Annotated in this window: 16 protein-coding genes and 1 pseudogene; all 17 read left to right on the forward strand. The window is 46.9% G+C overall.

The genetic code is table 11. The features are described 5' to 3' along the window. Position 1: 1 nt before the first annotated feature. The 17 genes and pseudogenes from VB693_RS18780 (at position 2) to VB693_RS18860 (ending at position 12727) form a co-directional block, all read left to right on the forward strand. Positions 2–778: an SDR family oxidoreductase gene (locus VB693_RS18780; RefSeq protein WP_323267571.1), complete on the forward strand. Its 777-nt coding sequence runs from the start codon at positions 2–4 to the stop codon at positions 776–778. Between the two features lie 166 nt (positions 779–944). After that, complete coding sequence (locus VB693_RS18785; protein WP_323267572.1) at positions 945–2864, forward strand: alpha/beta fold hydrolase; 1920 nt, start codon at positions 945–947, stop codon at positions 2862–2864. Between the two features lie 467 nt (positions 2865–3331). Next, positions 3332–3517 (forward strand): hypothetical protein, encoded by a 186-nt coding sequence (locus tag VB693_RS18790; RefSeq protein WP_323267613.1) that lies wholly within the window; start codon positions 3332–3334, stop codon positions 3515–3517. Next, positions 3465–3599 carry a hypothetical protein gene (locus tag VB693_RS18795; RefSeq protein ID WP_323267573.1) on the forward strand — a complete coding sequence of 45 codons (135 nt, stop codon included), beginning with the start codon at positions 3465–3467 and terminating at the stop codon, positions 3597–3599. Before VB693_RS18790 ends, VB693_RS18795 begins: the two co-directional genes overlap by 53 nt. Positions 3600–3607: 8 nt before the next feature. Further along, complete coding sequence (locus VB693_RS18800) at positions 3608–3706, forward strand: SDR family oxidoreductase (RefSeq protein WP_323267612.1); 99 nt, start codon at positions 3608–3610, stop codon at positions 3704–3706. Positions 3707–3739: 33 nt separating this feature from the next. Continuing rightward, complete coding sequence (locus VB693_RS18805; RefSeq protein WP_096553034.1) at positions 3740–4498, forward strand: flavodoxin family protein; 759 nt, start codon at positions 3740–3742, stop codon at positions 4496–4498. Between the two features lie 176 nt (positions 4499–4674). Then, positions 4675–5568, forward strand: a complete 894-nt coding sequence (locus tag VB693_RS18810) for a pirin family protein (RefSeq protein WP_323267574.1) — start codon at positions 4675–4677, stop codon at positions 5566–5568. Then, positions 5561–5974 carry a hypothetical protein gene (locus tag VB693_RS18815; protein WP_323267575.1) on the forward strand — a complete coding sequence of 138 codons (414 nt, stop codon included), beginning with the start codon at positions 5561–5563 and terminating at the stop codon, positions 5972–5974. The genes VB693_RS18810 and VB693_RS18815 overlap by 8 nt, the downstream gene beginning before the upstream one ends. Positions 5975–5995: 21 nt before the next feature. Next, complete coding sequence (locus tag VB693_RS18820; RefSeq protein WP_190946824.1) at positions 5996–6094, forward strand: rubredoxin; 99 nt, start codon at positions 5996–5998, stop codon at positions 6092–6094. A gap of 59 nt (positions 6095–6153) precedes the next feature. Next, a complete protein-coding gene (locus VB693_RS18825; protein ID WP_191762006.1) occupies positions 6154–6846 on the forward strand; it encodes a hydrolase in 693 nt (230 codons plus the stop codon). A 165-nt stretch (positions 6847–7011) separates the two neighbouring features. After that, positions 7012–7404, forward strand: coding sequence for a cupin domain-containing protein (locus VB693_RS18830; RefSeq protein WP_323267576.1), 393 nt, complete (start codon positions 7012–7014; stop codon positions 7402–7404). Positions 7405–7462: 58 nt separating this feature from the next. Beyond that, positions 7463–8089: pseudogene (locus tag VB693_RS18835) on the forward strand (SDR family oxidoreductase). Positions 8090–8150: 61 nt separating this feature from the next. Beyond that, a complete protein-coding gene (locus VB693_RS18840; RefSeq protein WP_191762005.1) occupies positions 8151–8897 on the forward strand; it encodes an alpha/beta fold hydrolase in 747 nt (248 codons plus the stop codon). 73 nt (positions 8898–8970) lie between these two features. Then, positions 8971–10527: a GMC family oxidoreductase gene (locus VB693_RS18845; protein ID WP_323267577.1), complete on the forward strand. Its 1557-nt coding sequence runs from the start codon at positions 8971–8973 to the stop codon at positions 10525–10527. Further along, on the forward strand, positions 10505–10888 hold the full coding sequence (locus VB693_RS18850) for a hypothetical protein (RefSeq protein ID WP_323267578.1): 384 nt from the start codon (positions 10505–10507) through the stop codon (positions 10886–10888). Before VB693_RS18845 ends, VB693_RS18850 begins: the two co-directional genes overlap by 23 nt. 551 nt (positions 10889–11439) lie before the next feature. Then, positions 11440–11715, forward strand: a complete 276-nt coding sequence (locus tag VB693_RS18855) for a UBP-type zinc finger domain-containing protein (RefSeq protein ID WP_096553044.1) — start codon at positions 11440–11442, stop codon at positions 11713–11715. Between the two features lie 70 nt (positions 11716–11785). Beyond that, on the forward strand, positions 11786–12727 hold the full coding sequence (locus VB693_RS18860; RefSeq protein ID WP_191762003.1) for a DUF5996 family protein: 942 nt from the start codon (positions 11786–11788) through the stop codon (positions 12725–12727). Positions 12728–12860: the final 133 nt, after the last annotated feature.

Raw genomic sequence — 12860 nt, forward strand, 5'->3', positions numbered from 1 at the left:
CATGATGCTGAAAGACAAGGTTGCTTTGGTGACTGGCGGAACATCGGGCATCGGTCGAGCAACCGCGTTAGCGAAGCTTAACGAAGTTATCGCTTATGCCAAACAACAGGCAAAGGTGGTGGTAGTGGGTCGTCGAATAGATGAAGGTGAAGAAACGGTTCGATTGATTCAGGAAGCTGGCGGAGAGGCGTTTTTTGTGCAATCAGATGTCACGAAAGAAGCCGATGTTAAAGCAATGGTTGATAAAGCGGTTGGCGTTTTTGGTCGGTTAGATATTGCCTTTAATAATGCAGGAATGGTCGGCGAAAATCCTTCATTGATTGAGCAAACAGAAGCGGAATACGATCGCATTATGAACGTCAATGTCAAAGGCGTTTGGTTGTCGATGAAATATGAAATTGCTCAGATGTTGAAACAGGGAAGTGGTGCAATCGTCAATACATCATCTGGGGCTGGAGTCGTTGCACTTCCTGGCGTACCCCTCTACACCGCGAGTAAACATGCAGTAGTAGGTTTAACAAAAGCCGCCGCGCTCCAATATGCCAAAGCGGGTATTCGCATTAATGCCGTTGCACCAGGGTCAATCGAAACAGATATGTTTGAAGCAGCTACAGGTGGGCAGGATGAGGTCAAAGCTTATATAACAGGACTTCACCCGATCGGACGAATTGGAACACCGCTTGAAGTTGCAAATGCAGTTCTGTTTTTATCATCTGACATAGCATCGTTCATAACAGGTGAAATGTTGATGGTAGATGGTGGGTTTGTAGCGCAGTAGTCGAACGACAGTGCGAGATAACAACACTTGCAGGCAAAGTTGCACTGGTAACGGGCGGTTCTCGCGGTTTAGGAGCGGCGATCGTAGGGTATGCGAAAGGTGTCCAAGATTCCAAATCTGAGTGTCGAAGTTCAGTCGGAAGAAAATCAAAAAAGAGAATTGTACGATGAAAATACGCTACGGGTTTCGACAGGCCGGCGATGTCGAAGTGTTCTACCGCGAGGCGGGGTCAAGCAATGCGCCAGTGATACTGCTGTTGCACGGCTTTCCGACCGCTAGCCACATGTTCCGCAACCTGATCCCTCTGCTTGCCGATCGCTTTCGGCTCGTCGCGCCGGATCTGCCTGGTTTCGGACAGACTAAGGCACCGCCACGCGGGATGTTCGACTATACGTTCGACCACCTTGCCGACGTAATCGAGGGCTTCGTCGATGCTTTGTCGCTCGATCAATACGTACTCTACATCTTCGACTACGGTGCGCCAGTAGGTCTGCGTCTGGCAATGCGCCATCCTGAACGGATATCTGCGATTATCTCGCAGAACGGCAACGCCTACCTTGAGGGTTTCAGTGATGAATGGGGATCGTGGGAGACCTATTGGCGCGAACCGAGCGCAGCGAATCGGGAAGCCTGCCGCTCCTCGCTCACGCCAGACACAATCCGGAATTGGCAGTACGGTATCGGAGCCGATCCAAACCTTTTGTCGCCCGACGGCTACGAACTCGACATCGCCTACATGGGGCGAGTGGGCGCGGAGGAGATCCAGCTCGATCTGATCCTCGATTACCGCAGCAACGTCGCGCTCTATCCAGCCTTCCAGTCCTACTTTCGTGAGTACCGTCCGCCGCTTCTCGCCGTCTGGGGTCGTCATGATCCGGCGTTTCTGCCCGCTGGTGCTGCCGCTTATCAGCGAGATCTCCCGGATGCAAAGATTCATCTGCTCGATGCCGGACATTTCGCGTTGGAGACCCATGCGGAGGAGGTAGCAACGTTGATCCGCGCGTTCCTCGACAGCACGATCGGTTCCACGCTGCGTCTTGAAAGGGAGAACTTACCTACGCTGAGTGGTATCAAAATTCCGTCACTGTTTATTCTAAATCAAGGAGAGTTGGCACAGATGGAATCTATGAAAGCAGCCGTATTAACTGCGTTTGGTGATGCTGAAAAGTTTGAGATTCAAACTGTTCCCATACCAACACTGAAGGCGAATCAGGTGTTAGTCAGAGTTTGTGCAACCTCGATTAACCCTGTCGATTACCAAACTCGTCGTGGTGATTACAAGGAACTGGTTCAACTACCTGCCATCCTTGGAGTCGATGTTTCAGGGGTGATTGAGGCAATTGGCGAAGCTGTGACTGATTTCAAGGTGGGAGACAACGTATATTACTCGCCGCAAATTTTTGGAGAATTTGGTAGCTACGCTCAGTATCATGTGGCTGATGCAGCGATTGTTGCATTGAAGCCTGCAAATCTATCGCACATTGAAGCAGCTTCTTTTCCGCTTGCAGGCGGAACTGCTTGGGATTGTCTAGTGACTAGGGGCAATCTACAAGTTGGTGAAACAGTTCTCATCCATGCGGGTGCGGGTGGAGTGGGTTCGATCGCAGTTCAACTCGCCAAAGCGATCGGGGCATACGTTTTTGCGACGTGTAGTTCTAGAAACCGAGATTTCGTGACAGAACTGGGCGCAGATCGAGTGATTGATTACAAAAATGAAGATTACGTAGAAGTCATTCGTCAAGAAACAAATGGACTGGGTGTGGATTTAGTTCTAGATACGATCGGCAAAGAAACAATTCAGCGTAGTTTAGAAATCATTCGTCCCTTTGGTAGGCTTACAAGCATTGTAGACATTGCAATACCGCAATCGCTTCTTGAAGCATGGGGTAAGAATCTGACGATTCATTTTGTTTTTTCACCCCAGTACCGAGCAAAATTAGAGGCTTTGACAAAACTCATCGAGCGTCATCAGCTTCGTCCAGTGATTGATTCAGTATTTTCTTGGGATCAGGTCGTTCTGGCACATCAGCGTCTAGAGCAGGGAGGAACACGGGGCAAAATTGTGCTGAAGTTTACAGAAGATTAGACCAGCTTTACAGCGTTAATAATTGCTAAACGGATCGGAGTTTGATTGTGTGCTGAAGGTCAATGTTGATTGGAATAGGAGAAACATTGGGAATTGGTAGAGCAACAGCGTTAGCGTACCCCTACGGGGAAGCAAGCTACGCGCAGCGTTCCGTAAAGCCTGCGGCATAGCTACGCTTAGGGCGCAGCCTCTCGTAGAGAAGGAAAGCTTAACGAAGTTATCGCTTAAAGCATCCAATTGAACAGAGGAGAGATTCAAATGTCAGCCAAAAATAAAGCAATCTTAGAGGTGGCAAACGCGGCGATCGCGCTCGGGCAACAATGAAGGATTCTCGTTGTTCTGAAGCGATGGTAGGCAATGGATGCTTGCCCTATCTGAAGTCTGCTGCTTAACGCAGCATTGTTAAGACGGTGATTGTGATGCAACAGACAAAAACACATCATCAATTTACAACGGAGAAACCTCTCATGCCTTACATTACCGTTGGTCAAGAAAACTCTGCAACCATCGATCTCTACTACGAAGATTTGGGGACAGGGCAACCGATTGTTCTGATTCATGGATTTCCACTGAATGGACATTCCTGGGAGAAGCAGGTTTTTGCTGAATGCAGGATATCGAGTAATTACCTACGATCGCCGAGGATTTGGTGATTCTAGTCAACCCTCATTTGATTATGACTACGATACCTTAGTGATTTCACCCCCGTTGCCGGACTCTCGGTCTATGCATTGACTAAAGGAGTGATCGCCAGTTTCACCCATGGACTCGCCCGCGATCTCAAAGACCGCCAGATTCGAGTGAATGCAGTCAGCCCTGGTGTCGGTAAATCACCTGCATAAGTCAGAATGTTGTTTTGTACAGGAGTCGAAGCCATGTCACAACAGCTCAAAACAATCACGGATCGTCAGTGCCAAAATGCCCCTGCACAATATAGTGATTTAAAAGCTCTTTTTTTAAATTGCACACTCAATAAAACGCCAGTGTTATCCCATACACAGGGAGTTATCAATATTGCCAAAGCTATTTTCGAGGCTAATGGGGTAACCACTCAAGTCATTCGACCGGTAGATTATGAGATAGCGGCGGGGCTAGGGTTAGATATGTCACAAACCGATGAGTGGCAGACAGATGAATGGCCCCAAATCCAGAAAGAAATTGATGCAACTGACATCTTAGTGCTGTGTACTTCAGTATGGCTGGGTGAAAAAAGTTCTGTTTGTAGTCGAGTTTTAGAGCGAATGTATGGATATACTCATCTTTTGAATGAGAAAGGTCAGTACAGAGATTATGGGAAGGTTGGGGCAACCCTCATTACCGGGAATGAAGATGGTGTGAAACATTGTGCGATGAATATTTTGTTTTCCCTATCGCACATTGGCTATACGATCCCTCCCCAAGCGGATGCAGGCTGGCTAGGCGAAGTAGGCCCTGGGCCTTCCTATTTAGATCCAGGGTCTGGAGGGCCGGAGAACGAATTTACCAATCGCAATACCACCTTTTTAGCTTGGAACTGTATGCATATCGCCAGACTACTCAAAGATAATGGAGGAATTCCTCCTCACGGGAACCAACCTGACGTTTGGGATGCAGGTTGTAAGACAGACTTCAAAAATCCTGAGCATAAACGCTAGCAGGGATAGTTTTCTAAGGCACAAAATTTTTCAACATACCCTATAAAGATCTCGATCTAACCTTTATTGGTTAGTGACCTGCCGGATTCCTGTCCTGTGAAAAAACTCTGTGATTCACCCCGTTGAGTCAGGCTCAAATGATACACATACTTGTCTAGTTCTAAAGAGGCAATTCTATGACTGTCCCCACTCAAACGTCTCGAACCGTTGCCGGAGTAATTAACAGCGTTGAAACACTCGAAGGGGCTGGATTTCTTGTCCGTCGGCCCTTTCCCAAAAGTAGCTTCTCTGAATTTGACCCGTTTCTCCTCCTCGACGAGTTGGGGCCGATTAATGTAAAGCCGGGACAAGCAAAAGGTGCACCCGATCATCCGCACCGGGGCTTTGAAACCGTCAGCTATGTCTTGGATGGATGGTTAGAACACAAAGATTCTGCGGGACACGCCGGGCTACTAAATCCGGGTGATGTCCAGTGGATGACAGCAGGTGCCGGGGTCGTGCATTCCGAGATGCCGGAGTCAATGTTTACCCAAACTGGTGGACGGCTCCACGGCATTCAACTATGGGTCAATCTGCCACAACGAGACAAAATGATGCCGCCCCGCTATCAGGAAATTCCAGCGGCTCACATTCCGGTAGCTCAAACCGAAGATAAGTCTGTGACGGTGCGGGTAATTGCGGGAGAAGCGTTAGGGGCAAAAGCCGTAATTCAGACGCGCACGCCGATAACTTACCTCCACTTCACACTGCAACCAGGGGCAACGATGATCCAGCCTGTACCCAAAGAGTACAACGCCTTTGTCTATGTACTGGAGGGGTCTGGGTTGTTTGGGACAGAGCCAGCGCCTGGTGATGATGGGCAGATGGTGCTCTTTTCTCAAGATGGAGAAGATGTGGTGATCTCCAACCCTGCTGATGCTCAGCGTCCTCTAGATCTTCTGCTGATTGCAGGTGTACCCCTTAACGAACCAGTCGTGCGCTACGGGCCATTTGTCATGAACACTGAAGCTGAAATTACCCAGGCGATCGACGACTACCAGGCAGGAAGGATGGGACGGATTCATGCTTAACCCATCTCAATATCAAATGAGTCAACATCAACGCTTGAGTCAGTTACGAATCAAACTACTACATCTGCACAAGCTTTTACTAGAGACTGAGCGTCTTACCTATGAGCAAGTTCGAGGGCACGTTTCTGGAGGTGAATTGCTACAACTGGCGATCGGTCATGAGCAGTTTGCCTGGTTGCATCGACTCTCAGAATTGATTATCCAAATCGATGAGTTGCTTCATGCCGATGAATCTGTTACACCAGAGGCAATTGAAGCGATTGACAGTGACATTCGGACACTGCTCAGCCCCGATGAATCGGGCGATGAGTTTGCCATGAAGTATAACACGGCGCTTCAACGCCACCCCGATGTCGTGTTAGCTCATGCAGATGTCATGATGTTGCTGCCCTCTGACAGTATTTAACCCGCTTAACCACAGTCTGGAATTGCTTCGGGAACAGCTTTTGAGGATCTGCCGGAAGATTGGTTATGTCCAGTCTGTGGCGCGAAGAATGTAAAAAAACTGTGTGATTCACCCCGTTGAGTCAGACTCACACGCTAGGGCGTGTCTGAAAAGTAAACATTGAATGGAGACTTATAGCGATGTCTAAAAATCCAAAAATCGGACTGGAAGGACTGCTTCGTCCAGAAGATAGCATCCTGGTACTGATTGACCACCAGCCTTACCAGTTCACCAACCTGAACAGCCATGAACCTACGATGATCATTAACAATGTGATTGGTCTTGCTAAATCGGCAAAGTTATTTAACGTACCCACAATCCTGACCACAGTCATTGAAGAAAGAGGGGGTTACATCATCAAGGGACTACAGGATGTTTTTCCCGATCAAAAACCGATCAACCGCACTTTCATCAATACTTGGGAAGATCCAAACGTTACAGATGTAGTAAAGAAAAGTGGCCGCAAACAACTTATACTTGCTGCACTTTACACCGAGATCTGTCTCGCAATGCCAGCAATCCAGGCGCTGGGTGAGGGTTACGAAGTATTCATCGTTACCGATGCTTCGGGCGGTGTTACTGCGGAAGCTCATGATATGGCGGTTCGCCGGATGGTTCAGGCGGGTGCAGTTCCAATCAACTGGATGGCTGTACTTGCTGAATGGCAACGTGACTGGGCGCGCACAGAAACAACTGTGGGTGTATCAGATATTACTCTTGAGCATGGCGGTGCTAGTGCAGTTGCCCTTGCATGGGAACTTCAGCTCCTTGCAACAACCCCTCCAGCGATCGCAGCAGGCGATCAATTACATTCATGCTCATCTGAATCGTGATTTATCCTTAGCCGAACTGGCAAGTGTAGTTAACATCAGCCCGACTTAGTGTGCAAGTTTGTTTAAGCGAACGATGGGGATTTCGCCCCATCAGTACGTAATTCAACGGCGCGTGGAACAGGCAAATTTCTCCTCCAAAATTTACAGATTTTGAACTTGCTCCGATTGTGTAATTGCAAGCCTAAACTTATGCTGATCCAAAAACTAAACGACTGTGAAGAAATTATCGCTGGAGATGGAACTGTTCTGCGCGAACTGCTTCATCCTGACAAACAAGACATCAACTTGCGTTACAGTTTGGCGTATGCGATCTTGCCTGTTGGCGAAACTTCGATTCCCCATTCTCTAAAGACTTCTGAGGTTTATTACATCATTAGCGGTGTTGGAGAAATGTTGATCGACAGTGAAGTTTGTCGCGTTGAACCAGGTGATGCGGTTTACATTCCTCCAAATGCCATCCAGTTCCTTCACAACTACGGCGACGAACCCCTTGTTTTCGTTTGTCTAGTTGATCCAGCTTGGCGCAAAGAAGACGAAACGATTTATGCACCAGTCTGATTCATGCAAATCTCACTGCTAGGGATGATTGATCACGATCTTAGGAAACAAAGCATTAGTGCAAAAGACCGTTGTAACCTACGAACGACTCGATTGTGCTTTCAACAATGTAGGCAATGAGGAACTCTTGAAACCCCTGCATGAACAATCGATCGAGGAGTTTGACAAACTCATGGAGATCAACGTCCGGGGACTGTTTCTGTGCATGGGATATGAAATTCAGCAGATGTTATCTCAAGAATCGGGCGTAATTGTTAACAACTCCTCACTTGCAGGTTTGTTTGGACTGCCAGGAGGCTCTCCTTACAGCGCGAGTAAACATACCGTTATGGGACTAACGCGATAGCGAAGTGCTGCTGCGTTTGCGTTCGCCCTTGGCGTTGCCGCAGGCTAGCATTAGCGAGTCTTGTCTACGACACGCTACGCGAACGAGCGTCAGCGAAGATCGGCAGCAGTGGATTATGCTAAGCAGGGCATCCGGATTAACGCGGTGAATCCTGGAAACATTGCAACTGAGGGTCTTAATCGTGTCTTTGAAAAATTGGGCGTGACGGCTGATGCTGTTACAGCTATGGTGCTGATGGGTCGCATTGCTCAGGCAGAAGAAGTCGCTCAAGTTGTTGTTTTCCTTTGCTCTGATGCTGCCAGTTACATCACGATCGATGGCGGATACACAGCAAACTGACCCATTTCAAGAGAGAACAGACGAGCTTGATTTTCAGATCACATCTACAAGGAAGGATTCTATGTCAACTTTTGTCTTAGTTCATGGCTCCTGGCATGATGGTTCTGCTTGGCAGGCAGTCATTGATCAACTAGAAGCAAAGGGACATCATGCTTTTGCGCCCACGATCGCTGGACATGGCAAAGGCGTGAACAAAAACGTCAACCATGCTCAATGCACGCAATCAATCGTCGATTACATTGTGAGTAAAGACTTAAACGATATCGTTCTAGTCGGACATAGTTTCAGTGGGACAATTATTGCCAAAGTTGCTGAAGCAATCAGCGATGGCTTCGCCGGCCAAAGGCAACGCATTCGACAACTCATCTTCTTCAATGCCTTTGTCCTCAATGATGGTGAAAGCCTTAACGATAACACCCCACCGCACTCTCAAGCGTTATCCGATCAGCTAGCGAGACAATCGGGCGATCATACGGTGATGCTACCTTTTGAGATTTGGCGAGAAGCGTTTATCAACGACGCTGACCTCGAACTAGCTCGATCCAGTTACGCACAATTATCGCCCCAACCGTATCAACCGTGGCTTGACAAGTTAGACCTGAAGCAGTTTTACTCGCTGCCCATCCCCAAAAGCTACCTCTACTGTACCGAAGACAACGTCCTTCCTCAAGGCGATTGGGGTTGGCATCCCAGAATGTCTAGCCGCTTGGGACTATTTCGGCTTGTACAAATGCCCGGTAGTCACGAGGTCATGTTTTCTAACCCGGTTAGTTTAGCAGAAAAGATGATTGTGGCAGGACGTGACTAGCAGCAGAATTTGCGATCGCCAACCCACTAATGTCGCCATCATTCAACAAACAATGACCTGAAAAGGAGAAATCATGACAACTACATACCATCACAGTGCTGCTTTTGATTATATTGTGATTGGTGCCGGTTCAGCAGGCTGCGTTGTTGCCAACCGTCTTACAGAAGACCCTAATACTAAAGTATTGCTGCTCGAAGCGGGTGGTCCTGATACCAAGCCAGAATTTCAAGTTCCCTCATTGTGGCCTACTACACTCTTAGGCTCGGAAGTGGACTGGGCATACTTAACTGAAGAGGAACCTTACTTAAATAACCGCAAAATTTTATCTTCACGCGGTAAAGTCTTGGGCGGCAGCAGTTCGATTAATGGCATGATTTATATACGAGGCAATGAACGTGACTACAATAGCTGGCAAGCATTAGGTAATATTGGTTGGAGTTATCAGGATGTCTTGGCTTACTTCAAGAAATCGGAAAACCAGCAGCGAGGAGCATCGTTATTTCACGGGGTTGATGGACCACTTAGCATCACAGATCCACTCTCTCCTGCAAAAGTGTCGCAACGCTTTGTGGAAGCCGCGATCGCACAGGGCTATGAGCAAAATCCCGACTTTAATGGCGTACAGCAGGAAGGTGCAGGACTTTACCAAGTGACCGTGAAAGATGGCAAGCGCCAAAGTACAGCAGTGGCATTTCTGCGTCCGATTAAAGATCGCCCCAACTTGACCATTCAAACAGGAGCATTGGTGACTCGTTTACTCTTTGAGGGAAAGCGTGCAGTAGGGGTAGTGTATGTTCAAAACGGAACGGAGTATCAAATCAGGGTCAACTCCGAGGTGATTTTGAGTGCTGGTGCCTTCGATTCTCCTAAACTGCTCATGCTTTCTGGAATTGGACCAGCAGAACATCTGCGAGCTTCCGGCATTCCTGTAGTTGTTGATTTGCCGGGTGTCGGGCAGAATCTTCAAGATCACCCACTTGCTGTTATTGCCTACCAGTCTACTCAGGACGTGCCCCTTGCGCCAAGTAGTAATGGGGGAGAGGCTGGGTTATTTCTGCATACCAACAATGATTTAGATGCAGCGCCTAATTTGCAATTTACAATTGTTCCAATTTTATATGTCGATCCTGCCTATGCACGTGAAGGTCCGGGATTCACCTTTTCCTTTTACATCACCCGTCCTGAAAGTCGTGGTAGCGTAAGACTACGTTCCTCCTCCCCCTTCGACCCACCGTTAATTCAGGTCAACTATCTTCAGAAAGAATCTGATATGCAACTGATGGTTGAAGGACTTAAAATTTTGCGTCAAATTGTGTACTCCGATGCGTTTAATGAGTTCCGGGGCGAGGAAATTGCTCCAGGGAGTTCTGTGCATAGCGACAAAGCAATCGAAGATTATATTCGGCAAACGTGCGGTACAGCGTGGCATCCTGTTGGGACGTGCAAAATGGGTATTGATCAAATGGCGGTTGTCGATCCTCAACTCAAGGTACGGGGGATTGAAGGGTTACGAGTTGTTGATGCATCGATTATGCCAACTATGATCACAGGAAACACAAATGCACCAGCAATTATGATTGGAGAAAAGGCTGCCGATTTGATAAAAGTTGGAACAAAATTGCCTCAATGATGGTGAAAGCCTCAGAGATAGCCTTCCGCCGCATTATCAAGCGTTATTTGACTCCCTAGCTAGAGAATCGGACGATCATACGATGGTGATGCCGTTTGAGATGTGGCGAGAAGCATTTCTCAACGATGCTGACCTCGAAATGGCTCAATCCAGTTACGCACAATTATCGCCCCAAGCGTATCAATCATTGATTGATACGCTGGACTTGAAGCAGTTTTACTCGCTATCGATTCCTAGAAGTTACCTCTACTGTACAGAAGACACTGCCCTCGCTCCGTTAAAGCATCCAGTAGAACACCTTAATTGTCCTTTGAATCATAATTTGAGAAAAATTTTGATCCATAAATTAGAAAAGAGTTAACGAAAATTCAGGCTTTTGCGCCAATCACAAAATTTAACTTTGCATTCACACATGAGAGAGAGTTGAAATTCTGAAGCATAAATAAAGAATGAGTTGAAAAAACACAATTGGGCAAAACTTGCACAAAAAATCTCTAAAAAAATTGCTCACTTATAAACTTTCAATTCAAAATATGGTTCAAATACCCATGTTATGGTTCAAAACTGTTGTTTTAGTAGATATCTGAGTAAAAATCAAATATTTCATTGTCCAAGCGAACGCTCTTTTGTTGAGTGATCGCTAACCTCAAATCGTAGCTGAATAATAATGATAATCAAGTCAAAGTATTGATACAAACGTCGCTTTTATCAGTCTTTTTATGCTCTAAATGATAATCATTATTAGTAAAAAAACTCGAATATTAAAAGTGAACTATAAACTGGATACTCATTTCTGAAGCATATCATGAGTTAAAATCTCATTTTTTAGTTCAAATCACATTAATTTCCGGTTTCACATCAGCCTCAATCATTCTGTTCACCGTTGTCTTCTACCAGGGATACCAAAAAACTATGACTTGCGAACATCTCAACAATCTAACTGTGGAAAACCTGATTTCTAAAGCAGCCTATCCCGTATTTCGTTGTGAAGAGTGCATTAAAATAAATAGCCGCTGGGTACACCTGCGGATTTGCCAAACCTGTGGCAAAATGCTGTGCTGCGATTCTTCTAAGCATCAACACGCTCGTCGTCATTATGAAGCAACCAATCATGCAGTAGTTAGTTCGGCTGAATTGGGGGAGCAGTGGTTATGGTGTTTTGCAGATGAACAGGGAAAAGACTATTGATAGCGATTCTGATTTCATCTAGATTTCCTTCTCATTTCTTCAACATATTCTTCTCATGTGGGTGATTTTCATGGCTGTTTCTAATCAAAGTACTTCCATTGACAGCGTTTGGCCCAGTTTGCCCTTAGCAGCTTGGCAGGATACCTATGCAACTCTCCATTTATGGACGCAAGTCATCGGTAAAATCCGGTTGGCACTGGCACCTAAACTTAATCACTGGTGGCAATCTACTCTTTATGTCACACCGCGTGGACTAACAACTGCTTCAATCCCTTGCGGAACTCGTAACTTTCAAATTAGCTTTGATTTTCTCGACCATCAACTACAAATCGACACTAGCGACGGCATCGCTAAAAGAATTGCACTGGCTCCTCGCTCTGTGGCAGATTTTTACCAAATGGTGCTAACTACATTGAGCGACATCGGCATCGAAGTCCAAATCTGGACGATGCCGCAAGAAGTGTCAGAACCAATCCCGTTCGATCAGGACTATCAACACGCAGCTTATGATCCGGAATATGCACAACGGTTCTGGCGAATTCTTGTGCAAGTCGATCGGGTCATGACCTTATTCCGTTCCCAGTTTATTGGTAAATCCAGCCCTGTACATTTTTTTTGGGGCAGCTTTGATCTTGCTGTGACTCGTTTCTCTGGTCGTCGTGCGCCAGAACACCCAGGGGGAGTTCCCAATATGGCAGATTGGGTCACACGAGAAGCCTATTCACACGAAGTCAGTAGCTGCGGCTTTTGGCCAGGGGGTGGGTCAATTGTGGAGCCTGTTTTTTACGCTTACGCTTATCCTGCGCCGGAAGGGTTTCGAGATTACCCAATCCAACCCAGAGAAGCTTTTTACAGCTCACAAATGCAAGAGTTTATCCTACCCTATGAAGCCGTGAGACAAGCTGACGATCCAGATGCAATGCTCCTTGCCTTTTTCCAAAGCACCTATGAAGCAGCAGCCAATTTAGGACATTGGGATCGAGTTGCGCTGGAGCGTTCCCCAACCGTGTAAGGCTAACAAATTGCAAATTGCTGAAGCGGATGGACTAGCGACCTTGATACAAAGTTTGAGGCGATCTGCTGCCACTTAGAGATACTGAATAGATAGTGGATAACCGGACAACCGATTTGCAAACAGCAGTTAT

This window comes from Anabaena sp. UHCC 0399 (assembly GCF_034931465.1).
Lineage (GTDB): Bacteria > Cyanobacteriota > Cyanobacteriia > Cyanobacteriales > Nostocaceae > Trichormus > Trichormus minutissimus.